21 protein-coding genes are annotated in these 24,858 nt (G+C 73.6%); 7 read left to right on the top strand and 14 right to left on the bottom strand.

The genetic code is table 11. From position 1 onward, the window contains the following. Window positions 1-8: 8 nt before the first annotated feature. The 3 genes from EDF50_RS05580 to melA are packed head-to-tail and all read right to left on the bottom strand — an operon-like array spanning window position 9 to window position 3,099. Window positions 9-887 carry an SIS domain-containing protein gene (locus EDF50_RS05580; RefSeq protein ID WP_123518594.1) on the bottom strand — a complete coding sequence of 293 codons (879 nt, stop codon included), beginning with the start codon at window positions 885-887 and terminating at the stop codon, window positions 9-11. A gap of 20 nt (window positions 888-907) precedes the next feature. Further along, complete coding sequence (locus tag EDF50_RS05575; RefSeq protein WP_123518593.1) at window positions 908-1,786, bottom strand: class II fructose-bisphosphate aldolase; 879 nt, start codon at window positions 1,784-1,786, stop codon at window positions 908-910. After that, a complete protein-coding gene (gene melA / locus EDF50_RS05570; protein WP_123518592.1) occupies window positions 1,783-3,099 on the bottom strand; it encodes an alpha-galactosidase in 1,317 nt (438 codons plus the stop codon). The genes EDF50_RS05575 and melA overlap by 4 nt, the downstream gene beginning before the upstream one ends. A gap of 140 nt (window positions 3,100-3,239) precedes the next feature. On the opposite strand from melA, the gene EDF50_RS05565 reads away from it, so the two are divergent. Beyond that, a complete protein-coding gene (locus tag EDF50_RS05565) occupies window positions 3,240-3,761 on the top strand; it encodes a helix-turn-helix domain-containing protein (protein WP_123518591.1) in 522 nt (173 codons plus the stop codon). Then, a complete protein-coding gene (locus EDF50_RS05560; protein WP_123518590.1) occupies window positions 3,758-5,041 on the top strand; it encodes an MFS transporter in 1,284 nt (427 codons plus the stop codon). Before EDF50_RS05565 ends, EDF50_RS05560 begins: the two co-directional genes overlap by 4 nt. Window positions 5,042-5,363: 322 nt before the next feature. Here the strand turns inward: EDF50_RS05560 and EDF50_RS05555 are convergent, their stop codons facing one another. Next, window positions 5,364-5,990 (bottom strand): hypothetical protein, encoded by a 627-nt coding sequence (locus EDF50_RS05555; RefSeq protein WP_123518589.1) that lies wholly within the window; start codon window positions 5,988-5,990, stop codon window positions 5,364-5,366. 81 nt (window positions 5,991-6,071) lie between these two features. Here EDF50_RS05555 and EDF50_RS05550 point away from each other — a divergent pair, with 81 nt between their 5' ends. Beyond that, the gene (locus EDF50_RS05550) at window positions 6,072-6,416 is read left to right on the top strand and encodes a hypothetical protein (RefSeq protein WP_148076765.1); all 345 of its coding nucleotides are present in this window, start codon (window positions 6,072-6,074) and stop codon (window positions 6,414-6,416) included. A gap of 34 nt (window positions 6,417-6,450) precedes the next feature. Here EDF50_RS05550 and EDF50_RS05545 read toward each other — a convergent pair whose 3' ends face one another. From EDF50_RS05545 to EDF50_RS05520, 6 genes are all read right to left on the bottom strand, one after another. Further along, complete coding sequence (locus EDF50_RS05545) at window positions 6,451-7,713, bottom strand: Y-family DNA polymerase (protein ID WP_158612642.1); 1,263 nt, start codon at window positions 7,711-7,713, stop codon at window positions 6,451-6,453. A 31-nt stretch (window positions 7,714-7,744) separates the two neighbouring features. Further along, complete coding sequence (locus tag EDF50_RS05540) at window positions 7,745-8,176, bottom strand: LexA family transcriptional regulator (RefSeq protein WP_148076764.1); 432 nt, start codon at window positions 8,174-8,176, stop codon at window positions 7,745-7,747. A gap of 772 nt (window positions 8,177-8,948) precedes the next feature. Further along, window positions 8,949-10,181 carry a DUF2254 domain-containing protein gene (locus tag EDF50_RS05535; RefSeq protein WP_123518586.1) on the bottom strand — a complete coding sequence of 411 codons (1,233 nt, stop codon included), beginning with the start codon at window positions 10,179-10,181 and terminating at the stop codon, window positions 8,949-8,951. 290 nt (window positions 10,182-10,471) lie between these two features. Next, window positions 10,472-13,909 carry an SdrD B-like domain-containing protein gene (locus tag EDF50_RS05530; RefSeq protein WP_148076763.1) on the bottom strand — a complete coding sequence of 1,146 codons (3,438 nt, stop codon included), beginning with the start codon at window positions 13,907-13,909 and terminating at the stop codon, window positions 10,472-10,474. Window positions 13,910-14,042: 133 nt separating this feature from the next. Further along, entirely contained in the window at window positions 14,043-15,425 is a 1,383-nt protein-coding gene (locus EDF50_RS05525) for an LCP family protein (RefSeq protein ID WP_123518584.1), read from the bottom strand. 112 nt (window positions 15,426-15,537) lie between these two features. Then, window positions 15,538-15,867 carry a hypothetical protein gene (locus EDF50_RS05520; protein WP_123518583.1) on the bottom strand — a complete coding sequence of 110 codons (330 nt, stop codon included), beginning with the start codon at window positions 15,865-15,867 and terminating at the stop codon, window positions 15,538-15,540. A gap of 155 nt (window positions 15,868-16,022) precedes the next feature. Between EDF50_RS05520 and EDF50_RS05515 the strand changes: the two genes are divergently transcribed. Continuing rightward, window positions 16,023-16,307 carry a hypothetical protein gene (locus EDF50_RS05515; RefSeq protein ID WP_123518582.1) on the top strand — a complete coding sequence of 95 codons (285 nt, stop codon included), beginning with the start codon at window positions 16,023-16,025 and terminating at the stop codon, window positions 16,305-16,307. 28 nt (window positions 16,308-16,335) lie between these two features. On the opposite strand, the gene EDF50_RS05510 is transcribed toward EDF50_RS05515, so the two are convergent. The 4 genes from EDF50_RS05510 to EDF50_RS05495 are packed head-to-tail and all read right to left on the bottom strand — an operon-like array spanning window position 16,336 to window position 20,763. Beyond that, window positions 16,336-17,172 carry a glycosyltransferase family 2 protein gene (locus EDF50_RS05510; RefSeq protein ID WP_123518581.1) on the bottom strand — a complete coding sequence of 279 codons (837 nt, stop codon included), beginning with the start codon at window positions 17,170-17,172 and terminating at the stop codon, window positions 16,336-16,338. After that, window positions 17,169-18,299 (bottom strand): glycosyltransferase, encoded by a 1,131-nt coding sequence (locus EDF50_RS05505; RefSeq protein ID WP_123518580.1) that lies wholly within the window; start codon window positions 18,297-18,299, stop codon window positions 17,169-17,171. The genes EDF50_RS05510 and EDF50_RS05505 overlap by 4 nt, the downstream gene beginning before the upstream one ends. After that, complete coding sequence (locus EDF50_RS05500; RefSeq protein WP_123518579.1) at window positions 18,296-19,543, bottom strand: glycosyltransferase; 1,248 nt, start codon at window positions 19,541-19,543, stop codon at window positions 18,296-18,298. The genes EDF50_RS05505 and EDF50_RS05500 overlap by 4 nt, the downstream gene beginning before the upstream one ends. Then, a complete protein-coding gene (locus EDF50_RS05495) occupies window positions 19,540-20,763 on the bottom strand; it encodes a glycosyltransferase family 4 protein (protein WP_158612641.1) in 1,224 nt (407 codons plus the stop codon). The genes EDF50_RS05500 and EDF50_RS05495 overlap by 4 nt, the downstream gene beginning before the upstream one ends. Window positions 20,764-20,975: 212 nt before the next feature. Here EDF50_RS05495 and EDF50_RS05490 point away from each other — a divergent pair, with 212 nt between their 5' ends. The 3 genes from EDF50_RS05490 to EDF50_RS16395 are packed head-to-tail and all read left to right on the top strand — an operon-like array spanning window position 20,976 to window position 24,807. Further along, entirely contained in the window at window positions 20,976-21,923 is a 948-nt protein-coding gene (locus EDF50_RS05490; RefSeq protein ID WP_123518577.1) for a WcbI family polysaccharide biosynthesis putative acetyltransferase, read from the top strand. Further along, window positions 21,920-23,146: a hypothetical protein gene (locus EDF50_RS16400; RefSeq protein ID WP_148076762.1), complete on the top strand. Its 1,227-nt coding sequence runs from the start codon at window positions 21,920-21,922 to the stop codon at window positions 23,144-23,146. Before EDF50_RS05490 ends, EDF50_RS16400 begins: the two co-directional genes overlap by 4 nt. Continuing rightward, a complete protein-coding gene (locus EDF50_RS16395; protein ID WP_148076761.1) occupies window positions 23,143-24,807 on the top strand; it encodes a glycosyltransferase family 2 protein in 1,665 nt (554 codons plus the stop codon). The genes EDF50_RS16400 and EDF50_RS16395 overlap by 4 nt, the downstream gene beginning before the upstream one ends. The last annotated feature ends 51 nt before the right edge of the window (window positions 24,808-24,858 follow it).

The raw sequence follows: 24,858 nt of genomic DNA, 5'->3' as shown, positions 1-24,858 counted from the left end.
GCGCGTCGTCAGCCGAGGATGACCGAGCGGGTCAGGTGCCGGGGGGTGTCGGGGTTCAGCCCCCGGCCCTCGGCGAGTGCGACGGCGAGCCGCTGGGCCTGGGCGAGCTGGACGAGGGGGTCGTCGCCGCCGACGACGACGGTCGCGCCGACGGCCTCGATGTCGGCGACCAGCTGCGGCTCGACCGGGCCCATGATCCAGACCAGCGACCTCTCGCCCGCGACCGCGATGGGCCCGTGACGGTAGTCGAGCAGGGGGTACGACTCCGACCAGGCCTGGGCGGCCTCCCGCACCTTGAGGGCCGCCTCCTGCGCGAGGCCGTGGGTCCAGCCGCTGCCGAGGTAGACGAAGTGGTCGAAGCGCGTCAGGTCCAGGGCGAAGGGCACGGACAGGGAGGCGCGTGCCTGCTCGACGAGGCCGCTCACGTCGTAGCCGTAGACGGAGCGGGCCGCGGCCAGCACCGTCGTCGGGAACCGGGTCTGCACGACGCTCCGTTCGTCGGCGTAGTCGAGCACGAGGGTGTCCGAGACGAGGGCGTCGACGGGCTTTCCGGAGACCGCCACGATGGCGACCTTGACGGTGTCGGGGTCGGCCGCGGCGAGGCTGTCGAGGATCTCGGTGGTCGTTCCCGACCGGGTGATCGCGACGATGCGGTCGTACCGGCGGCCGGGACGCCATTCGCTGGCGTAGGCGGCGTCGGTCTCGCCGAGGCCCGCGCGTTCGCGCAGATGGGCCAACGACTCGGCGACGAACGCGGACGTGCCGCAGCCGAGGAAGAGCACGCGCTCGCCGGGCAACCCGAAGAAGGTGCTGGCCGCGGGCGCCTCGGCGACGGCCCGGGCCCAGGTGTCGGGCTGGCTCAGGATCTCGGTGGTGGTGAGGCTCATGGTGTTCCTTTCGAGGTGTCCTACCGGCCGACGGAGGCGGTGACGGAGGCGGTGGTCGGTGAGATGACGGAGCAGAAGGAGGCGACGGAGGCGGCCAGCGCCTCGCGCCCGGGCCGGCCGTAGCGGCGGGGATCGGTGAGGGCGGCGTCGCCCGCGAGGGCGGTGCGCACGGCCGTCGTCCACGCGATGTTCAGGGCGGTGCCGACGTTGATCTTGCGGATGCCGGCGTCGACCGCCGCGCGGATCAGGTCGTCGGGCACCCCCGACGACCCGTGCAGGACGAGCGGCATCGGCACGGCGGCCGCCAGTCGACGCACGAGGTCGAGGTCGATCGAGGCCGACCGGTCGGCCATCGCGTGCGACGATCCGACCGCGACCGCCAGGCCGTCGACGCCCGTGGCCGCGACGAACGACGCGGCCTCGGCCGGGTCGGTGCGCACCCCGGGGGCGTGTGCGCCGTCCTTGCCGCCGATCGCGCCGAGTTCGGCCTCGACCCAGAGCCCTGCCGCCCGGGCCCGTCGCGCCGCGTCCGCGGTCACGGCGACGTTCTCGTCGTAGGGCAGGGTCGACGCGTCGACCATGACCGAGCCGATGCCGGCGCCGGGGCCGAGCGCGATGGTCTCGTCGATCAGGTCGGAGTCCTCGACGTGGTCGAGGTGGATGGAGACGCCGACCGCGGCCGCCGCCGCGAGCTCGCGGCAGGCCGCGACCAGGGGCCGGAGCCCGCCGTGATAGCGCACGGCGTTCTCGCTGAGCTGCAGCAGTACGTCGACGCCGGCGCGCTCGGCACCCAGGACGATGCCCTCGGCATGCTCGAGCCCGATCACGTTGAAGCTCGGGACCGCGGTCCGACGGTCGACGGCCGCCGCGATCAGCTCGGCCGTGGCGACGGCCGTCACAGCGCGCTCGCGGGCAGGAGTTCGCGCAGGGGTTCGGGCAGCAGGTCGCCGTGCGCCTCGACGAGCTCGTCGCAGAGCCGCCAGATCTGCTCGGGGGTCAGGGTCGAGCCGGCGTTCGGGTCGACCAGCACCGCCTGGCGCAGGAGGCGCGGGTCACCGGTGCGCATCGCCTCGACGGTCAGCTCGGCCACGGAGACGTAGGGACGGTTCACCGCGGCGCACTGGACCGGCAGGGCGCCCATCGCCACCGGCCGGATGCCGCCCTCACCCACGAGCGTCGGCACCTCGACGACGGCGCCCTGCGGCAGGTTGTCGATCAGGCCGACGTTCGGGACGTTCGCGTGGATCTCGCGCGGGGTGCCCGTGACGAGCGAGTGGATGACCTGCGGGGCGTACTCGGTGGCGCCCTCCTCGAGGGGCAGCGGGCTGTCGGTGCGCAGTGCCTCCTGGGCGCGGTGGTATTCGGAGACGTTCTCGTCGCTGATGCCGAGGTACTCGAGCGGCTGCAGGCGGAAGCGCTCGACCTGCTCGGGCGACCGGAGGAACCACGAGAGGTACTCGGACGAGTGCTCGCTGGTCTCGGTCGGGTAGAAGCCGACGCGGCGGAACATCTCGACGCGCACGCGGCGCCGCAGCTCGGGGTCGGCGGCGATCTTCTGCTCGAGCAGGGGGTAGAGGTCGCGCCCGTCGTGGGTCCACTCGAGCAACCAGCTCTGGTGGTTCACGCCGGCGGCGCGGTGGACCGTCTGCTCGACCGGGACGCCGACCAGCTCGGCGAGGTCGTGAGCCGTCCAGTACACGCTGTGGCACAGGCCGAGGGCCGTGATGTCCGGAGCGACGACGGAGGCCCACCAGATGTTCATGGCCATCGGGTTCGTGTAGTTCAGCAGGACGGCGTCGGGGCAGACCTCGCGCATGTCGGCGGTGAGGGCCGAGAGGAACGGGAACGTGCGGAGCGCGCGGAACACCCCGCCCACGCCGGTGGTGTCGCCGATGGTCTGCAGCAGGCCGTGTCGGGCCGGGATCTCGAGGTCGCGTCGCGTCGCCTCGACCCCACCGATCTGCACCATGTCGATGACGAAGTCCGCCCCGGCCAGGGCCTCGCGGCGTTCGAGGTGGGCCGACACCGTGACCGGGCGGCCGAAGCGCTCGGCGAGCTGGTGGGCCGTGCCCTCCGCCACGTCGAGGCGCTGGCGATCGATGTCGTGCAGGGCCACCTCGATCGGGCCGAGGTCGTCGAAGCCGAGCAGGTCGGCGATCAGCTGGCGGGTGAAGACGACGCTGCCGGCACCCATGAACGCGATTCGTGTCATGCGCACGATCTTGACTGAACATGCGCGAAAGTGCAACCAAGCAATCATTACCGACAAAATACGATCATTCACGTCCCGCGTGGCCGCGACCCCCAAAGAGCCGTTTGACGGTGAGGGTCGAGCGGCCACACGATGACCTCATGCCCGCACTCGACGAACTCCGCGCCACGGCCCACCCGATCCGCCTGCGCCTCCTGTCGCTCCTGACCGGCGTCGCGATGAGCGCCGCCGAGGCGGGTCGCGAGCTCGGACTGTCCCAGGCGACCGCGAGCTACCACCTCCGCGTGCTCGAGCGGGTGGGACTCGTCGAGGTCGTCGAGGTGGTCACGATCCGGGGTGGCGAGGCCAAGCGCTACCGACACCTGTCGTCGGCCCGGCCGTTCCCGGTCGTGCCCGCGCCCGGCGACGACGACGACGAGGAGCGCGCCCGGTACGTCGAGGCCCTGGTTGACGAACTGCGCCGGCGCTCCCCCCGGCGGGTGGCGGGCCCCCAGGTCTCGACCGACGCCGAGCTCTGGGTCGACGCCGAGACCTGGCAGCGCGTCGTCCGCCACGTGGGGGACGCCTCCGCCCTCCTGCACGCCGCCGCCCAGCGCCCGCGGACGCCGGGCACGAACCCCGTGTCGATGACGGCGGCGCTGTTCCCGCTGAGGCGACCGTGACCGAGGACGCAGGAGGCGCCTCCTCGGCCCCCCGGCCCACGAGCGACCACCGCGGCCCCCTCGCGCACGGCACGTTCCGCTGGCTGCTCGCGGCTCGGACGACGGGCGTCCTCGGCAACGCCGTTGCCCCGATCGCGCTCGCGTTCGCCGTGCTCGACCTGACCGGGTCGGCGGCGGACCTCGGGCTGGTCGTCGCGGCCCGGTCGATCGCCAACGTCGCGGTGCTGCTCGTCGGGGGCGTGATCGCCGACCGGCTGCGGCGCGACGTCGTGCTCATCGGGACCTCGTGGGCCGCGGCCGGGACGCAGGCGGTCGTCGCCGCGCTCGTGATCACGGGGTCGGCGACGATCCCGCTGCTCGTCGTGCTGAGCGTGCTGAACGGCGCGGTGGCCGCGGTGAGCCTGCCCGCTGCGGCGGCCCTCGTGCCCGAGACGGTGCCCACGGCCCTGCTGCGGCCCGCCAACGCCCTGCTGCGCCTGGGCCTGAACGGCGGCAGCGTCGTCGGCGCCTCCGCCGGGGCGGGCGTCGTGGCCGTCGTCGGGCCGGGATGGGGCCTCGCCGTCGACGCGGCGGGCTTCGCACTCGCGGGCGTCCTGTACTCGCGCCTCCGGTTGCCGCCGCGCACGCATCCTGCCTCGTCGGGTGCTGCCGACTCCGGCTCGTCTGTGATCGCCGACCTGCGCAAAGGGTGGAGCGAGTTCACCCGACGCTCGTGGGTGTGGATCGTCGTCGCCCAGTTCGCGGTGCTGAACGCCGCGTTCGTGGGCGCGACCACGGTGCTGGGCCCCGTCGTGGCCGACGGCACGTTCGGTCGGGCGGCCTGGGGGCTGATCGTCGCGGCCCAGACCGTGGGCCTCGGCATCGGCGCGGTCGTCGCGATGCGGTGGCGACCCCGGCACGGTCTCGCCGTGGGCGTGGGGCTGATGGCCGTGACGGCGGTGCCGGTGGCGACGCTCGGACTGGCCCCGGTGGTGCCCGCCCTGGTGGTGGCGTTCCTGCTGGGCGGAGTCGCCCTCGAGATCTTCGCCATCTCGTGGGACCAGTCGCTGCAGGGCACCGTGCCCCGCGCCTCCTTGGCTCGCGTCTACTCGTACGACATGGTCGGCTCGTTCGTCGCCGTTCCGCTCGGCGAGATCTTCGCCGGCCCGGCGGCGCACCAGTTCGGGACGCGGCCCACGCTGCTCGTCTGCGCCGCGATCATCGTCGTGGCCACGCTCGCGGCCGTGTCGACGCCGGGCGTCCGCGGGCTGACGACCGAGGAGGCGCGCCGGGCGTTCTAGGTCCAGCGCGAAGAGCTCGGACCTGGAGTCGGAGCCTCCCCCTGCCTTCCCCTCGAGTGCCGAACCGCCGGCAATCGAGGGGAAGAACGATGAGGCTCTTCGGGCTACGCGTCGTATTCGTTCGTGTGTCGCCTGTTGCGTGAGCGGAGCCCGAGAATGGTCGCAGTGATGGCACCGATGACGACCACCGGGGCTTCTATCCCGACGACGTTCCACCAGAACATGTCCATGAAGTGCACCTTTGGGCCACCTACGGAGACGACGGTCGGTTGGACGATGCGGGGGCGAGCCTGAGTCGTGGGGCCATCTTGGAGGACGTCCGTCAGGGCCGAGGTGCGGTCAGGACGTTCTGCCCGTCGTCACCGAACCGGACCGTCACCAGGTCCGACGTGACCTCGAGCCGGTAGTGCCCGAACTCGGCCCGCGGATCGCCGGCGCCGTCGTCGTGGCCGATCGCGGGGCCCGGCGACGCCGGATCGGGCGTGTAGAACCATCCGTCGCGGTGACCGAGCGTCGCGCCCAACCCCGCCAAGGACCGGTACTCGGCCACCGTGACCGTCCGCCCGTCCACGGACCCCACGTCGACGTACCGCACGGAGCCCAGGGCGGCGAGCCAGGCGAACGCGCAGAGCCCGAGGCCGATCGCCACCGCGAGAAGCGACGCGGTGGACCGCACGACGATCTGCGGCCAGAAGCCCGATCGTCGGGTGAGACGCCAGGCCACGCCGACGACCAGGACCACCGAGGCGACGCCCGCGACGAGCACGGCCACCTCGACGAGCGTCTGACCCCCCAGGGCTCCCAGGACGAGCGCGCGGCCCTCACCGACGACGCGCCGGGCCAGGACGGCCGTGCCCGCCGACACCACGACCAGGACGGCCGCAGTCGAGATCACGAGACGTGTGGCGGTCGAGGCGGTCGTGGCGGTCGAGGCGGTCGAGGCGGTCACCAGCCCAGCATGGTGCGTCCGGACGGACGTGGCGGCCATCTCGCCCTTGGCCCGGTCGCACCGACACGACAAGATCGAGCCATGCGACCCCGACCACCACACGCACCTGCCGTCACCGAGAAGCCCACGCCGCGCCTCCACCGCGTGCCCGTCGTGACCGTCGTGTGCCTGACTGCGGCCCTGCTGATCGTGCTCGGCCTGGTCATCGTGCCGTTCCCCAACCCGTACGTCGCCGGGTACCTCCGGTTGGCGGGCGTGCTCGTGGTCGTCCCGCCGCTTCTCGGGCTCGTCGGCGCGATGGCGGCGCTCCTCGATCGCCGGCTCGACCGGTCGGACCGAGCTGCGTGGGCGGTCGGTTCGGGGGTGGCGGGCTTCATCGGCGTCATGGCGTACTTCGTGCTCGGCACCCTGATCTTCGGCCCGTGACTCCGTGACTCCGTGACCCGGCGACCCGACTGCGTCACCGGGCCGTGACCGTCGCGAGCTCTTCCCAGTGGGTGGTCGCGCGGGGCGAGACCATGTCGCGTTTCATCGACCAGCCGCGGCGGTGGCGCAGGCCTGCCACGCCGAGCCCCAGGGTGTCGTCGCCGAACTTGCCGGCGATGCGGTCGATGACGGCTCCGTAGGCGGGCGGTGCCGCGTCGGCCTCGTCGAAGACGTCGAGGCTCGCGTGTTCGTCGCGCGGGCTGAGCTCCATCAGGGTGACGCCGGCTCGGACGTAGCGCTTGCCGGACTCGAGCTGGGGGCCGAGGGCGGCGATGGCCGAGCGGTAGAGCAGGGCGGCGTCGTCGGTGGGCTCGGGGAACGCGACCGAGACCGAGTGGTTCGTGTGGGCGGCGCTGTCGGAGAACGGCGAGGTCGCGGTGAAGCACCGCATCATGCGCGTCAGCGAACCCTGCTTCCGCAACCGGGCCGCTGCCCGCTGCGTGTAGACCGACAGCACCTCTTCGAGCTCGGTGACGGTCGTGATGGGCACCGCGAACGACCGCGAGTGGTAGATCTGCTCACGGTCGGGCTGCACCTGCTCGATCGGCAGGCAGTCGACCCCCCGCAGCTCGTGGACCACCCGGGCCTGCACGACGCCGAACCGCGTGCGGATGCGGGCGGCATCGGCATCGCGCAGGTCGGCCGCCGTGTGGATGCCGAGCGGCGCGAGCTTCTTCGCCGTGCGTCGACCGATGCCCCAGACGTCGCCGACGTCGACGCTCGCCAGGATGGCGGTCTGCCGCTCGGGCGCATAGCTGCCCAGATGACAGACGCCGGCCAGCGCGGCGTTCTGCTTCGAGCCGCGGTTCGCGAGCTTGGCCAGGGTCTTGGTCGGCGCGATGCCGATGCTGACGGGCAACCCGATCAGCTTGCGCAGGGCGCGGCGGATCTCGCGGGCCTGGGCGATGGTGTCGTCGAGCGTGCCGGTCAGCTCGATGAACGACTCGTCGATCGAGTACACCTCTTGGTCGCTCGTGTAGCGGCTGAGGATCTCGGCCGACCGCGCGGACATGTCGCCGTAGAGCTCGTAGTTGCTGGACACGGCGACCACGCCCTGCATGGCCGCGATCGGCGCGATGCTGTGCCACGGCGCGGCCATGTCGACGTTCAGGGCCTTGGCTTCTTGCGAGCGGGCGATGACGCAGCCGTCGTTGTTCGACAGCACGACGACCGGACGGCCCTCGAGCGCCGGGTTGAACACCCGTTCGCACGAGACGTAGAAGTTGTTGGCGTCCACGATGGCGACGCTGCGCTCTGACGCCCCGGACCTAGACACGGTGCAGGCACCTGGTCACGACGCCCCAGATCGTCGCCTCGTCGAGTTCGGACAGGACGATCTCGGGGTAGGCCGGGTTCTCGGGGCTGAGCACCATCTGGCCCTGACGGTACGAGAGGCGCTTGACGGTGAGTTCGGCGTTGACGACCGCGACGACCACGTGCCCGTCGTGCGCGTCGAGCCCCCGGTCGACCACGAGCTCGTCGCCGTCGAAGATGCCGGCGCCGGTCATGCTGTCGCCGCTGACCCGGACCAGGAACGTCGCGGTCGGATCACGCATCAGGTGCCGGTTGAGGTCGACCGGCCCGTTGTAGTACCCCTGCGCCGGCGAGGGGAACCCGGCGTGGACCGCTTCGGCGGCCTGCTGCGGCAGCAGGTGGTCGGGCCGTTCGTCGCCACCGACGGGACCGATGACGGCGGTCACCGTGCGGCCTCGCGACCGGCCCGGGGGTCGCCGAGGAGGCGCGCGCCGGTTCGCGCGGACGGCTGCCGGTGGTCTCTCATCACGCCTCCCACCGAGGACGCTACGTCACACCACCGACACCGCGCTCCGCGATCCGTTCGCGTGCCGCGCGACGGGCATCGTGGTCCGAGCCGGGGCAGCACCTGGCGGGGCGTGTCGTCGATCGACCCGCGCCTGGCGGGTCGACCCCCGCCCGCCCCGAACCGGTCGCGGCGGCGACGGGCCCGTCTCGCAGGTGCAGATCTCCGAGCGCCGGTTGCGCCTCGCCCCCATGCCCTGACGGTCGCCCGATCGCAACCCCCACCCCCGCGCGTCCCGCGCTTCCGGCACGACTCCCGCCCCGGCAACTCGGGCCACCCCGATGCCTGACCGCCCACCCCGACGCCTGGTCGGCAATTCCTGCCCCGTGCTGCGTCGTTCCACGGCGGCCCTGAGCTCCCGGGCCCGTGGATCGGCGCTGCGGCACCGGTCCGGAGTTGCCGACGGGGACCGCGGCGAAGCGCGTCCCGGCCAGAGCCGATCCCATCCGCACCCTCGGCCGCCCCGCCCTGCCCCGCCCCGCCCCGCCCCGCCCCGCGCGTCGCGGCACGGGTAACTCCTGTTTCCTGGTCCACCGACCGGCGTGGGCCCTGGGTTTCCGGGCCCGGGTTCCGGCGCTGCGACACCAGCCCGGAGTTGCCGACACGAGCGCACGGCGCCCACGAGCTCGGGGCCGGGGTCGGCAGTGGGAGGTTCAGCCGGCGAGGGCGCCCCGCACGGCGGTCTCATGGTCGGCCAGTCGACCGACGCGGGCCGACGACGCCACCTCGTCGAGCCGCTCGATGAGGCGCAACGCCGCAGCCAGCACGGCCGGCTGGTCGAGGGCGTAGGTGCGGACGGTGTCGAAGAGCGAGTCGACGAGCTCGTCCACCGCCGGCCACGAGACGAGGACGGCCGGTGCTCCCCGGTCGTCGAGCAGGGCCGTGACGGGCTCGCCCCGACGCCAGAGCGGGACGAGCACCCCCGCCGACATGTCGAGGGCGCTCACCGCGGTGTAGGGGTCGTTGCTTCCCGAGGCCAGGCCGCGCACGGCGATCTCGACGAGCTGCTGCAAGGCGAACTCGACGTCCTGGTGAGGGGTCCGGGCGGGCCCCAGGGTGACCGCCCGTCGCAGCTCACGGACCGTGTCCGACCCCGAGGAGGCGCTGGTCACGGCGAGCGGGTCCCCCACGATCACGTACCGGCCCGGCATCGCGACGACCTCGACCACGAGGTCCTCACGCACCGCGATGCGACGCAGCCCCTCCCAGGCGACGGTCTGCACGTAGCCGTCGGCGTCGGCCCGGACGACGGCCGCGTCCGCCGGCAGCCGGCCCTCCGCCGACGACCGGACCCGCGCCTCCTGGCTGACGTCGTCGGCCGGACTCGTCGGGTAGACGACGCCGGCCACGGCCCGCAGGTCGTCGAGCACCCTCGCCTGCAACGAGGTGATCTGCACCGAGCCGGCGATGTGGTGGATGAAGAAGACCAGCACGCCCACGTCGAACACGCTCGCCAGGACCGCCACGTGCACGGCGATCACCGGGACGAACGCACTGGTGTCGTCGACCTCGGTGTGGACGGTGCGCATCACGACGATGCAGTACAAGAAGGTCGAGGTGAAGGTCGCCAGCACGAACTGGTTGGCACGGTCGGCCATGAAGTTGCGCACCAGCCGCGGACCGTAGGTCGAGGACGTCGTGGCGAGCACCGAGATCGTGATCGAGAACGACGTCCCGGCCACGGTCAGCATGGACGTCCCGATGCCCGACAACAGCGACCGCCCCCCGGAGGCGCTGAGGGCTCCCAGCAGCGGCAGTCCCTCGGTCACCGTCGTCGGCAGTGCCCGATCGACCGTCACGAGCACCTCGGCGAGCACGATGGCGGCGAGCCCGAAGACGGCGGGCAGGAACCAGAACGACTCCCGCACGCGGGTCAACGACAGCATGCCGCCGAGCGTAGACGCCGACGGCGACGACGTGGTCACCGCGAGCGTGGAGAACCACCACCCGCGGCGGCGAGCACGAACTCGAGCGCCTGCACCTGACGCTCCGGGGGCCACCGGTCCGAGTCGCCGGCCGATAAGCTCGAGCCCCCCCTCGACGGCCGCGACGAGGGCATCCCCCTGTTCGGCTCGTCCGTCGGGTCGGCCGAGTCGGTCTGCTTCGCCCACGAGGTCTGAACCGCGACAGCCGGGTTCGTTCCCCCGGGGGAGCACCCCGCAGCGCGCCGCGTTTCTCACGAGTCGTCCTGCTCGGTGTCGACCTGGCCGGAGTCCCGTCGGCGGCGCGCTCCGAGGGCGACGAGTGCTCCGACGAGGAGCAGGCACGACGCCCCGATGCCGAGCGCGGCCGTTTCGGCTCCCGTGAACGCGAGCATGCGGACACCGCCCACCCCTCGGGGCGAGGACGACGGCGCGGAGCCCGCGGCGTCGGGACCGACGGGAGCCACCGGCTCGACCGGGATGTCGGGGCCGGTCCGCCCGTCGGGGCCGGTCCGCCCGTCGGGGCCGGCGGCCGGAACGAGGCCCGCGTCGATCGTGACGTCCGTGTCGACCCCGACGAGCTCGCCACCCTCGATGACGGTCGCGAGTGTCACCGACGCGGTTCCGTCGGGCCCGACGTCGGAGTCGACGGTGTCGTCGTCGCCTCGGTCACGTGCGGTCCAGGCTCGGCCCGGTAGAGAGGAGAAGCTGACGGTGTAGACCCCCGGTCGAAGACCGTCGAAGGCGTACGCCCCCGCGATGTCGGTCGTGGTGTGACCTTCGACCTGGCGGCCCCGGTCATCGGTTCCGGTGAGGGTGACCGGGAGGGACGGGATGCCGATCTCGGTCGCCCCCTGGACTCCGTCGCCGTCCGCGTCGTCCCACACGAAGTCGCCGATCCCGCCGGCCCGGACGGTGATGGCGGCCTCGTTCGAGAAAGCCGGAAGGGCGAGGTTCGTCGCGCGCAGGCCGAAGCGGTTCGCGATGGTGTCACCGTCACGCGCTGCCGTCGCCGTCGCGGTGAGGTCGTAGGTCACGACCTGGCCGACGTCGATCGCCGTGGTCCGCTGGATGCGGACGGCGGTGATGTCCTCGAGCGGCACCTCGTCATCGCCCGTGCCGACACGGGACCCGTCGAACCAGGCGGTGTCGCCGCCAGGGGCGTTGGTCGGGTCGTCGCCGTCCAAGGAGACGCTGCCCGGGGCGGCGGTGGTGTAGCTGACGCGTTCACCGGCGGCGGGGTCGACCACCACCGGAGCGGCGAGCTCGACCCGGTCACCGCCCTCCCCGACGGAGGGGAGGACGTCGATCAGGTCGACGGCCGCGATGGGAGCGGCGTCGGTGTTGCGGTACTCGAGGACCCAGGCGAGGGTGTCACCGATGACGACGGTGGGTTCTTTCGCGGTCTTCTGGACGCCGACACCGCTCGAGGACTCGATCCGGACACCCCGGAGTGCGGTACGACGCTCGTCGGGCGACATGTCTCCCGCCGAGAAGACGCGGGCCGTGTTGTCGACCGATCCAGCCGGAGCGGTGCCGGACACCTCGAGCCGATAGGTGATGGGAGGGATCGGGCGGTTGGGGACGACGTCGTCGAGGGTCCAGACGAGCGTCTCGCGGACCTGGCCGTCGACCGTCGTCACGTCGACGCTCGTCGGGTCGAGCGAACTCGAGCCACGCTGGTACGTGGTGTTCGGGGGCAGGACGTCGGTCACCGTGAGGGGCTGGGGCCGGCCGCCGTCCGTGGCGTTGGTGAGGGTCGGGTAGAGGGCGTAGTCGATGGTCGTCCCGGCGACGACGTACGAGGTCTTGTCGGACGTGGTCTCTGCGGTGGTGCCGGGATCGACGATCTTCTTCTCGACCCTGGCCTTGAACTGGGTGACGATCATGCTGTCGGCCAGGGGACCCGCGCCGTTGACCGCAGGCGTCGTGTCGTGGATCCACGCGCTGGTTCCGTCGAAGAGCGTGCCGAAATCGTGGAGTCGGGTGCCGTTCGGGGCGGCCAGCACCTCGAGGTAGCTGAAGAGGTTGCCGGACCGCCCACCGGCCACGGTCCCGACGGCGCGGATCTTCCCGATCGCCTCGACACCGCCGGGGACGTCGTCGGGGTCGTCGTACCAGGGGCCGTCGGCGTCGTCGCACGTGGCGTCACGGCCGACGGCGGGATCGGTGAAGGAGAACGGCGCGTACTGGATGCGGACGCCGTCGTTCCAGCCGTTGGTCGTGGCGTGATGACCGAACAAGGTCGTGAGCTTCTGGAAGCGGTTGTCGTAGACGTCGCAGGCGATCGCCCCGGCGTAGTCCGAGACGCCCATGTTCGCGAGGTTCACCTGCGAGCGGATGCGCGTCCCGGGCGTGACGTAGGGATCACCGGATTTGGCGGAACCGACAGCGGTGGAGCCGTCGGCTCGGGTCTGGCCGAGGTACTTGAAGCCCCCTCCGGGGACGAAGTACGACAGGTTGCGGTCGACGGAGTTGTTGGCCAGCGGCTCGGTCGAGCCCTGGAAGTTGGGTGCGCCGCTGATGCCTCTGGTCTGGAGCGGGGTGTAGGTGTTCGTCGCGATGAGGGACTGACCGGCCTCGAGACCGGGAACCCAGACGCTGATGTACCCGGCGATGACGTAGGGCTTGACGCCACCGGAGATCGGTTGGCCGGCGGCGCTCTGCGAGGGGATGCCATGTGACGGCGTGATGTCGGTGTCGGCGCCCGTGATGGTGACGTCGATGGGCTGCCCCGGGGCGGATTGGGTGCACTCGAATCGGCCGGAGTGCAGGACCGACGTGGACCTGCCTCCGCTGCCGCCGGGGAGGACCGGAAACGTGCGTCCGTCGTTCGGCCCGCAGGCCGCTCGTCCGTCGTGGCTGAAGAGGACCGCGGGGGACGGGAGATCACCGAACATGCGGGAGACGTCGTCCCGGAAGGTGAAGGTGCCCACCGAACGCTCGTAGCCGAGAAGACCCTGCCCCGGGACGACGGGCTGCCAGGCGACGGCCACGGGGTACTGGATGACCGTCCCCCGCGTTCCGTCGGGGCCGACGACATCGGGGTGGACGAGCGAGTTCGCGACGGATTTGCTGAGGTCGAAGCGAGGCGAGGCGGACACCGTCGTCGGCACCGACACGACGGGACCGACCGGACCGGCGACCTCGTCGCCGGTCACGGTGCCCGAGATCGCGACGGTGTCGCCGCCGGCCAGGGAGCCGATGGTCAGGACGACCGGGGTGGCCAGGACCTCCCCCTCGTCGACCGTTCCCACGGTGCAGGTGAGGTCACGGCCGACGATCGCGGAGCCGTCGGCTTCGCAGGTGTTCGGCAGACCGGCCCAGGTGGTGCCGACGGGCGCGGTGACGGTGAACCGCTCGTTCGTGACCGAGCCGCCGTTGGCACTGACGGTGACCCGGTACGTGATGGCGTCGAACGTGCGGACGATGCCGTTGGCGGCGCCGGTGTCGGCACCGGGCCCCTCGGTGGGCGTGAACGGGCCGCTGCCGTCGGCACGACGTTCGATGTCGAGGGCGACGGTCGCGGCCGCGGCCACGGATTCGGGTGCGGGTGCGGGTGCCGCTGCCGCCGGGGCGACGGGTGTCTCGACCGACGGCGTGGCGGAGGCGGGGGTCACCGCGAAGGTCACGGCGATCATCGCCGAGGACACCGCCGCGCCGATCCCCCGAGCACCTCTGGTCGTCTGCATCGCGTGGCGCCTCCCTGAATCGTCGGCAGGCCACCCGGAAGGTGACATGTCCGAGTTCACATGTCGGCCGCCATCTTATGGCCCGGTCGACCCCGGACGGAATTCGCGGGACGACGGCGCCGGTGCCCCGACGTCAGTCGCGCTTGGCGCAGGTCACCTGGTCGGCGGACTGGCCCGAGACGCTGTCCGGCAAGGCGGCCGCGGTCGGCGCGGGCGTCTGCACGGGAGCGGTTCCCTGACCAGGAGCAGCGTCGGTCGTCCCGCCCGTCGGCTCGCCGCCCATGCCGGGCGACGGAGCGGCCGACCCGGTGGGTGCCGCCGCCTGGGCGTCCGGGTCGAGCACCGCCGACCGTCCGAGACTGCCCGCCGAGAGGGTCAACGGCAGGTTCCGCTGCAGCGCGTCGTTCACCAGGGCCGCGGCCGACTCGTCCACGAGCACACGGTTGCGGTCCGCGGGGTCGTCCACCGCCGGGTACTGCACGAACACCATGTTCGACAGTCCGACCGTGTTCACCGCCAGCCCGAGCTTCGCGAGCGTCGACGCGTCGGCCAGGCTCTCGCTCAGGGTCATGTTCGCGAACGCCACCCGTGCGATCGCCAGCACCTTGGTCGGGTCGGTCAGCGTGCCCGCCGACACCGTCTGCCGCGCGAGCGCCGAGAGGAACGTCTGCTGGTTGCTGATGCGACCGAGGTCGCTCGAGTCGCCCACCCCGTAGCGCGACCGGAGGAACGCCCCGGCCTCCGCCCCCGACAACGTCCGCGTGCCGGCGGGCAGGTCGAGTGCGGGCTGCACCTCGGTGTCGCGGATCGGCGTCGCCAGGCACACCTCGACACCGCCGATGGCGTCGGCCATCGACACGACCCCCTCGAAGGTGATCGACCCGGCGTAGTCGATCTGCAGCCCGGTCAGCCGGCCGATCGTCTGTGCCACGCACGACAGCCCGTTCTGCGGTCCGCCACGAGCCAGCGCGGTGTTCAGCATCGCGCCCGACGTCGCCGGGCTCGTCGTCCCGTCGTCGTTCGGGCAGGCGGGCATGGGCACGATCAGGTCGCGCGGGAAGCTGACGACCGCCAGGTTCGTGTGGTCCTCGGAGATGTGCACGAGAATGGTGGAGTCGTTCTTGCCCGCCCCCGAGCTGGCCTGCTGGTTGGCCGCGTCGTCGAACCCGGTCCCCAGCCCCTCGCGCGTGTCCGTGCCGATCAGCAGCAGGTTCACCTCGCCGCTCTGGGCCGTCAGCCGTGGCAGAGGTGACGCCGTCGACCCGTCGGGTCCGGCGAGGTCCACGGTGGGCGCGGCGCCCTGCAGCACCTGCCAGGTGGCGATCGCCGCGACCGACGTCGTGCTGACGAGCACGACCGCCAACGCGGCCGCCGTCACCTTCGCCGCGAACGCCACGGGGTGCCCACGGCGGAGGCGACCGTGGCGGGCGATCCCGCCCTCACGCACCGCGCCTCCTCGGCCCACCGGACCGTCAGGGCCGTCGAGTGTCTGCTCCGCGCGTCCGTCGTCGGTCATGAGCGCCCCCTCGGCGAGCGGGGCTCGGGCGGCCCCTGTCGAGGGGAAGCATAGGAGGCGCGGGCCGGGAGAGGCCCGACGGTCACCTCGTCGGCGACCCCGGCCGATCGGCTCAGGCGGTCTCGCCGAGCGTGGCGGGCGCGACGGCGGGCAGGACGTCCTCGGTCCAGTCGACCCGCAGCGAGCCGGACCCCGACCAGCCGCGCAGCTCGGCGCCGACCGTGTCGCGGAAGGTCGCCGCCTCGTCCCGGTCGCCCACGACGACGTCGAGCCTCAGCCGTGCCAACTGCTCGGTCACGCGGACGGGCAGGCCCCAGGCCTGCAGCACGAGCACCTCGGACGCGGCGCTCAACGCCGGGAAGTGCCGCCGGAGCTTCTGCTCGACGACGTGCAACACGGCCACCTCGTCGGTGGGGCGGATGACACCGGTCAGCGAGATCATGCCTGATCGTCCGCCCGGGAGGTTACGGCAGTGTGGCCACCCGCTGTGAAAGCACCCGGGCCCCGTCTCCTCCCCCGCGGCGGCTTGTCCCCCGGGTGGTCCCCCGCTGCCGTGACCGTGTTGGCAGATCGGCCCGGGGTGGGCATGATCGTCACATGGCGAAAAAGCTCAAGACGGCCCACCGCGACCTCGTCGAGGCGCTCGACCACCACCGCAAGGTCATGCAAGAGAAACCGCTGTCGAGCAAGCGCGCGGGGCGGGCGACCGCCAAGCTGCGGCTCGCCGTCTCGGCGTACTCGGCGGTCGTCGCCGACAAGACGGGGCAGCCCGATCCGTTCGTCGACTACGACGCCCTCGACCCGGCGACCGTCGCGTCGCTCGCCGCCGAACGCGATGCCATCGCCCACAAGAAGTCGTCCGACCAGGGCGCGCTCGACTGAGCCGGCGGCTCCGACCGACCCGGGCAGGTCAGCTCGGGACGGCCGCGCCCTCGACGAGCGTCCAGCCACCGTCGGCCGTGCGCCGCACCGCGCCGGCCCGCTCGAACGCGTCGAGCCAGCCTCCCATCGGCCACTCGCCCCACCGCTCGGCGAACAGCCCGCCGTTGCGGACGACGTCGCCCAGGTGACGCCACGGCGGCGACGAGGTGGCGTGGTACTGGTGGTACGCGTGGGCACCGCCGACCCAGACGAGCGGCACGTCGAGCGATCGAGCGGTGAAGGCGAAGTCCGTGTCCTCGCCGCCGTATCCCTCGTAGCGTTCGTCGAAACCGCCGAGCCGGGCCCAGGTCGCGGGCGTCACGGCGAACGAGAGCGACCAGAACAGCGGGTAGTCCGCGGCCTCGGCGGCGAGCGTCGAGCCCGCAGGAGGCGCGGGTCGCGCTGCGTGCGGAGCGGTCGCGTCGACGAGACCCTCGCCCGCGCCCAGCACGAACCCCTCGGGCAGGTAGGTGACGGGCCCGCTCAGCAGCGCTCCCGGGTGGTCGAGGGCCGCCTGCTCGTAGAACCGGAAGAGGTCGGGCCCCGGGACGCAGTCCGCGTCGAGGAACACGAGCAGGGTCGCACCGTGGCCGAGGGCGGCGTCGGCTCCGCGGTTGCGACCGGCGGCGAGGCGCAACCCGTCGGGCCCGGGCGGCACGTGCAGGGTCGTCACGCCCGCCAGGGCGGGCACGTCGGGGGCGGGGGTCTCGTCGAGCCAGACGACCACGTGCCCGGCGTCGGGCGCGACCTGCCGGACGAACCGCAACTGGTTCGCGACGTGCTTCATGCGGGTGGCGGACGCGAGGGTCACGACGACGACGGTCACGAGAACGCTCCGGCCAGGTCGTCGTGGACGGCGACGGTGGCGCGTGCGGGGCCGACGGCGTGCGTGCCACGACCGGCCACCTCGGCGACGACGGCCGCGGCGCGAGCCGCGGCGCCCTCGACCTGCCACGCGGACCAGTCGGGTCGGAGGGCTCGTGCCCGCTCGATCACTGCGGGCCACTCGTCGTCGGCGGGCCAGGACGACGCCACGACGGCGAGTCCGGCGCGGTCGAGGGCGCGGGCGGTGGTGAGCTGCTCGTCGAAGGGTCGGCTCTGCGGCACGACGACGGCACGCGCGCCGAGGGCCGCGAGGTCGGCGACGGTGTTCTGTCCGGCCCAGGTCACGACCACCTCGGCCGCGGCCATCGCGCCCCACGGGTCGTCGACCCACGTGTCGAGCCCGAGGGCCGACCAGGTGGTGCCGGGCGTGGCCCGGGCCGCGCGGGCGACCGAGGCCGAGAGGTCGTCGTGGTCGCTGCCGCCCGCGCCACCGACGAAGAGCACACTGCCGGGCACGGTGACGTGGCCGGGTGCCGACGCCCGTCGCCCGTCCTGCCGCGAGATGCCGCCGACCCAGCGCACGGTGTCGGCGACCCGGTCGAGGGCCGACGAGTCGTGGGTCCCTGCGGGCCAGGGCGCGATGACGCGCGACGCGGCGTCGTACGCGAGCCGGTGGGGCTGGTCCGTGCGGTCGCCGGGCTGCGACACCACGACGACCTCGACCCCGAGCAGCCGCACGAAGAGCGTCACCTCGACCGACACGTCGACGACCATCGCGTCGACGGGGCGGCCGCCGGCGGCGGCACCGGCGATCGTCGCGGCGATCCGTCCGAGTCGCGCGGTGTGGCCGGGGTGACCGACGGGAGCCCAGTGCAACAGGCCGCCCGCGGTCGGCGACGCGTCGGCCGGGTGGCGGACCACGCCGTCGGCGCCCGTGGTCGGCGCGTCGTCGCGCTCGAGTTCGACCCAGGTCGTGTCGGGCGGCAGGTCGGTGGGGGCGGCGAGCGAGCTGAACACGACGACGTCGGCGTCGAGGTGGGGCCGGACGGCCGAGAAGCGGGTGCGGTGCCCGGCACCGTGGTGGTGTACGTACCAGCCGACGAGCGGACGTGCGGCCGACGAGCTCACGCCCTCACCACCCGTCGTCCGGTACCGGCCGGGCGCACGGCGGACAGACCGCCCGCGAGGGACGAGGAGGCGCGGTGCCGGCCACCCACGACGATCGCCTCGGCCGCGGAGACCACGGGGGCGCCCGCCGCGCGGGCGCCGGAGGCAACGACCTCGGCGTAGGACCGCTCGAGCACGGCGGCCCGGGCCCGCAGCGAGAACCGGTCGACGGCGTCCTCCCGCACCGTGTGGCGCGCGCCGGCGTCCGTCCCGACGCGGCGGAGCAGATCGTCCGCCGCGCGGGCCATGCCGTCGAGGTCGCCGGCGGGGACCAGGGCCGCCCCGACCGAACCCGCCACGACCTCGGGGACTCCCCCGACGGCGAACGAGACGACCGGCGTGCCGGTGACCAGCGCCTCCGCGATCACGAGGCCGAAGGGTTCCTCCCACACGGGCGTGACGAGGGCGCAGCCGCTGTGGCCGACGAGCGCGGCGAGCTCGGGCTGGCGCAGTTCGCCGACGTAGTGGGCGGTGACGCCGAGGTGCGGGGCGACCTCGGTCTCGAAGTAGTCGACGTCACCGATGCGGCCGGCGACGACGAGGCGACGACCGGCCCGACGGGCGACCTCGAGGGCCAGGTGCAATCCCTTCTCGGGGACGATGCGGCCGGACCAGACGAGGTCGTCGCCCCCCGGGCCGAGGCCCCAACGTTCGGTGTCGACGCCGTTCGGCAGCACGGTGGCCTCGACGCCCTCGGCCGCCCAGGCGGCCGCGGTGTGACCGCTGACGGCGACGAAGCGGCTGCGCGGCCCGTTCGACGAGCGGTGCGCGGCGAGCATGTCGGGCAGCGTCGGCGTGTGCAGGGTGCTGACCATCGGGACGCCGATGCGATCGGCCCACGCGAGCGGGACGCCGTGCAGGCTGTGGTTGTCGACGAGGTCGTAGTCGTCCGCGTGGTCGGCGACGAACCGTAGGGCTCGTTCGAGGGCCGGCAGCGCGCGCTCGAGATAGCCGGCGGGGTAGGTGGTGTCGGTCGCCTCGGCCGGGTCGTCGAAGACGACGGCGGGCAGCACGAACTGCGGCGGGCTCTGGTCGAGGTGGTCCGAGCCCTCGGTCGCGATCAGCGAGACGCGGTGACCGCGTTCGCGCAGCGTGCGCACCTGATGGTGCACGGATGACTCGAGGCCACCGGCGAACGGCTCACGGATCGGGTACCGCAGAGGCGCCACCACGACGATGCGCAGGGGCCGGGAGGCGCGGGTCACGCCGTCACCGCCGCGACCGTCGCGAGGGCCCGCTCGTACACGGCGAGGTGCGCGGCGGCCACGTCGCGGCGCTGCCGTCGGCGCAGGGACCGACGCTGACGCTGCAGCGTTGTGCGCTGCGGGCTGCCACGCCGCGAGGCCGGAACGCGCGCCGGGTCGTCGTGGGCGTCGGCGGTCTCGTCGGCCGCGTGCGGGCTGACGAGGGCGATCAGGGCCGCAGCGAGCGACGCGGGGTCGTCGAGGTCGAACGACGCCGTCGACGCGGCGTCGGGGTGTTGCGCGGCGGCGTGGCCGACGCGCGGCGCGGCGACCGGCACGGCGAGGTCCCAGCACAGCTCGACCCACCCCGAGTGCGTGCCGTGGCGGTAGGGCAACACCGAGACGTCCAGCTCGGCGAGCGAGCGCTCGAGGTCGGCGTCGCTCAGTCGGGGGTGCTCGGCCAGGGTCGCGGACGGGCCGGCGGCACGGACGAGTTCGCGGATGCGCGCCGCCTGCTCGGGGTCGCGCACCCGCTCGTTCAGGTCGACCCGCGCCTCCACGGCGGCACCCGCGGCGCGCAGGGCGTCGACCGCGGCGAGCAGGGTGCGCACGGTCTCGACTCCGGCGACGTTCGGTCGCAGGTCGCGGAGGTGGACCCCGACGACGACCGTGTCGCCCGGCGTGCCGACGGGCAGCTCGGCGTCGACGTCGGCGATGGCGGGGTGCGCGATGACGGTCGGGCGGCGACCCCACCGGGTCTCGACCTCGTCGGCGGCCGCGTCGGTCAGGGTGATCAGCTCGTCGGCGGCCGGGATCAGCACGTCGAGGTGCTCGAGGTGGGGTGCCTGGTCGACGAGCTGGGGGTTCGTGAGGTCGTGGACCGTGTGGACGAGCGGGAGGCGCAGGTCGTGGAGGGCCTCGACGACGGCCACGAGGTGCTCGGTCGGGTACGACTCCGTGCCGAAGTGCACGTGCAGCAGGTCGACCTCGTCGACGTGCGCGCGCAGCCAGGCGGCGTCGAGCACGACCGGGGGCCACCAGCGCGTCGGCTCGGCAGGGTCGGGCAGCGGGTCGGCGAGGTGCACGACGCGACCGGTGCGGTCGAGGGGGTCGAGCAACGAGCGGACGTACGGGTGGCCGGCCGGGACGGACGCGACGCGGATCGGGTCGACGCGGGGCGGGGCGTCGACGGCCGGCCCGGCGGGTGCGAGGGCCGGAGACGTCGGGGCGTCGTGGGTCATCGGAGCCTCCTCGGCGTGATCAGGTCGCCCGCCGCGGCCGGTCGGGCGCGCGAGGCCTGGACCGGTGGGACGACGAGCACCCGCGACGATGCGGGCGAGATGTGCCGGGGCTGGCGGCGGGAAAGGATGACGCGACCGGGGAAGTCGCTGTTGACTCAACATAGGCCCGCGCGACCCCCTTTGTCCGTTCCGAGTCCGGGCCGGAGGGAACCATGTCCGAACAGCGAACCGAACCCGACGGCCGCACCCGTCACTACGGCGTCTTCTCCGGCCTGAGCGAGCCGGAGGACGACGGGACGATCGCCCTCGTGGTGGGCAACTGCCAGGCCGAGTCGCTGCGGATCTTCCTCGACGGCGCAGGTCTCACGACCGTGCGGATGCCTCCGGTGCACGAACTCACGGCCACCGACCTGCCGCAGCTCGAACGGTGGCTCGGCCGGGCCGGGCTGCTCGTCTCGCAGCCGGTGCGCGACGACTACCACGACCTGCCGCTCGGCACGTCGCAGCTCGCCGCGATGCTGCCCCGGGAGGCGCGGGTCGTCCGGGTGCCCGTCGTCCGATTCGCGGGCCTCTACCCCGCGCACGTCATCGTCCGGCCGCCGAGCGACGCCTCGCTCGTGCCGCCCGTGGTCGAGTACCACGACGTCCGACTGATCGCCGAGGCCGCCGGACGCCCCCTCGCGACCGACGCCCTGACGCCCGCCGTCGTGCGATCGGTCGCCGAGCTCTCTCTGGCCGAGTTGCGGAGGCGCGAGGTCGCGCACGACACCGTCGTCGCCTCCGACCTGTTCGACGTCGGGACGGGCGCGGACGGGTCGGGCACTCCGCGCTTCGACCAGATGCGCACCCTGAACCACCCCGGCAACCCCGTCTGGACGGCCCTCGCGTCGCGCGTCCGCGAGCGGGCCGGCCTCCCCGAGCACGTCGTCGACCCGGGCCGACCGGTGCTGTCGAGCGTGCACGCTCCGCGCGAGCAGGCCGTGATCGACGCGTGGGGCCTCGACGACCAGTCGACCGACCACTGGGTCGTCGGCGGCGAGCGCGTCGACGTCGACGAGGTCCGTCGTGCGCACCTCGCCTGGTACGCCGAGCACCCGGACGCCGTCGAGGCGGCGATGACCCGGCACGCCGACACGTTCGCCCTGTGGGGTGCGGCGTGAGCGGAGCGGCGGTCGACGCCACGGCCCCCGGGGCGACGACACGCGACGCGGCCCGCTCGGCCGCGGCGGGCGGAGCGGCCGCGACGGCCGCCCTCGGCGAGCTGCCGGTCGTCGTCACGCACCACGACCCGCAGCACGGCGTCGCGACCTACGCGGCCCAGATCGCGGCGACGGTCGAGGCCCGCACCGGGCGGCACCTCGCGCTCGACGTCGCCGACCTGCTCGACGTCGCCGACCTGCTCGACGTTCCGGACGACGCGGCGGGTCCCGACCAGGGCCCCGGCCCGAGCCTCGGTGCCGACCCCGACGACGTCAGCGTGCCCCGGGCACACCTGCAGTTCACCGACCGGCTCTGGGGCCCGTCACCGTCGGCCGCGGCCGACGTCGTCGAGCACCTGGCCGATACGACGGCGCTCACCGTCACCCTCCACGACCTGCCCCAACCCTCGGACGGCGAGCGCAACCTGCGAAGGCGCGGCGAGGCCTACGGTCGCGTGGTCGCCGCCGCCCGCGGTGTCGTCGTCAACAGCGAGCACGAGCGTGCCCTGCTGCGCGAGTGGGTCGCCTTCGACGGCCCGGTCGCCGTGATCCCCCTGCCCGTCGACCGCCACCCGCTGCCGACCGGACGCCCCGAGCCGGACGGCGACGTGGCGGTCATCGGGTTCTTCTACCCGGGCAAGGGGCACGCCGAGGTCGTGGCGGCCGTGGCCGGACTCGCGGCCGCGCGACCCGACGCCGACGACGCCCGGGACGGCAGCGGGGCGACGCGACCGCGCGCGGACGCGACGGGCGTCGTGGCCCTGGGTCGCGCCTCCTCGGGTCACGAAGCCGAACTGCGGCAGCTCGTCGACGAGGCCGCCGGGCTCGGCGTGCCGTTCGGCGCGACGGGCTACCTCGACGACGCGACGCTGCTCGACCGGGCCCGACGCGCGTCGGTGCCCGTGGCAGCCCACCAACACGTGTCGGCGTCCGGGTCGATCGCGACCTGGATCGCCGCCGGACGACGCCCGCTCGTGCCCGACACGAGGTACTCCCGCGAGATGGCGGCGCTGCGACCCGGCACGCTCACGCTCTACCCCGAGGGCGGGCTGGCGGCGGCCATCGCGACGGCCCTGGCCGACCCCGCGTCGACCTGGCTCGACGACGACGCCCGCACCCTGCCCGGTCTCGACGAGGTCGCCGACGCCTACACGACGTGGTGGGCCGGCGAGGTGCGCTGGTGAGCCGCGACGCCGGGTCGCCGGCCTCCGTCGTGGCCGACACCGCGCCTCCAGCGGGCGGGCGGTTCGTCGTGGGCAACGCGTGGGACGCCCTCGACGGGCAATGGCCCGAACTGCCGCCGCTCGTGTCCGTGATCGTCGTGCACTACCGGCAGCAGGCCGAACTCGACCGGACGCTGGCGGCGCTCGCCCGGCAGAGCTACCCGGCCGAGCGGCTCGAGGTGATCGTCGTCGACGACGGCTCGCCGACCGCCCCCACGGTGCCCGACGAGGTGCGACTGATCGTGCAGGAGGACCGCGGGTTCCGGCTCTCGGCCGCCCGCAACGTCGGGGTCGCCGCGTCGTCGGGGTCCGTGCTGTGCTTCGTCGACGCCGACACCTCACCGGAGCCGGACTACGTGTTGCGGCTGACCCGCCTGCCGGCGCTCGCGCCCGAGGCGGTGACGGTCGGACAGCGGAAGCACGCGGACTTCGCGGGGGTGCTGGGCGCCGACGGCGGTGGCGGTGGCGGTGGTGCCGGTGGCGGTGGTGCCGGTGGCGGTGCCGGCGGTGGCGGTGGTGCCGGTGGCGGTAGTGCCGGCGTCGTGCCGGTGTCCGAACCGGTCGAGATGGCCGGGCCGGCCCATGAGCTCGAGCAGCCGCGGTGGCTGCAGCAGGCCTACGGCTGGTCCGCCGACCTGCTGCACGCCGACGACCGCTCGTACCGCCACGTGATCGGAGCGGTCACCTGCTGCTCGCGGTGGTTCTTCGACCAGGTCGGAGGCTTCGACGAGTCGTTCACGAGCTACGGCGGCGAGGACTGGGAGTGGGCACACCGCGCGTGGCTCGCCGGCGGGGTCTTCGCGCACGTGCCGGGGGCGGTGGCGTGGCACGACGGGCCGGACTGGGCGGGGCGCGCGGCGGGTGCCGGCACCGACTCGGCGGGCTCAGCGGCCTCAGCGGGCTCAGCGGCCTCGGCGGGCTCAGCGGCCTCAGCGGCCTCCGCGGCCGACCGCGCCGCTCGCGAGGACGAGGAGGCGCGGCGCCAGGCCGACAAGAACGGCGAGACCCTGCGCCTCGCCGACCTGATCGCGGTGCGCGGCTCCCGTGGTTTCGGGGTGCGCAGTCGCACCGTCGACGTGTGCGTCGAGCTGGTCGTCGCCGCCGGGGTGCCGATCTCGGCCGGTGCGGCGTTCGTGGCGGTGGACAGCGTGCTGGCGGCGATGCCGGACGTGACGGTCGTGGTGCCGGACGAGGTGGCGTCGGTGTTCGAGGCGGACCAGCGGGTGCTGGGCCGGTCGTCGGAGGCCTCCGCCGCGGCGCTGGGCGGTGCCCGGGTGGTCGTGACCCTCGACGGTCCCGTGCGGGTGCTGCCCCTGGTCGATCCCGGCGGCTGGGACGACGCGCGGGCGCAGGCGGTGGCCGCGGCGGTCGGGCTCGGGGACGACGTCGCGCGTGACCTCCGGACGGCGACGGACGCGGTCGGCGTGGGGGCGCTCGGCACGATCCAGCTGACCGACCCGTCGGGTCGCGTGCTCGCGACGGTCGAGTCGCGTCGCGCCGCCCTGCGCGCCCGTCGCTGGGGGGCGGGCGTCGCGTTCGTCTCGCACCGCGCCTCCGTGGACTGGCTGACTCCCGTCACGGGCGAGCCCGGCGTGGCGGCCTACCTCGGCGGCTGGGGCTGAACCGGGGTCGCCCAGCCCGCCCCTCGCCGGCCCATTGCCCCCGCGCGCTCC

It is taken from the genome of Frigoribacterium sp. PhB24 (assembly GCF_003755185.1).
In the GTDB taxonomy this organism is placed as follows: domain Bacteria; phylum Actinomycetota; class Actinomycetes; order Actinomycetales; family Microbacteriaceae; genus Frigoribacterium.
Note: the sequence above shows the minus strand (reverse complement) of the source record. Positions and strands in the feature narration are given on the sequence as shown.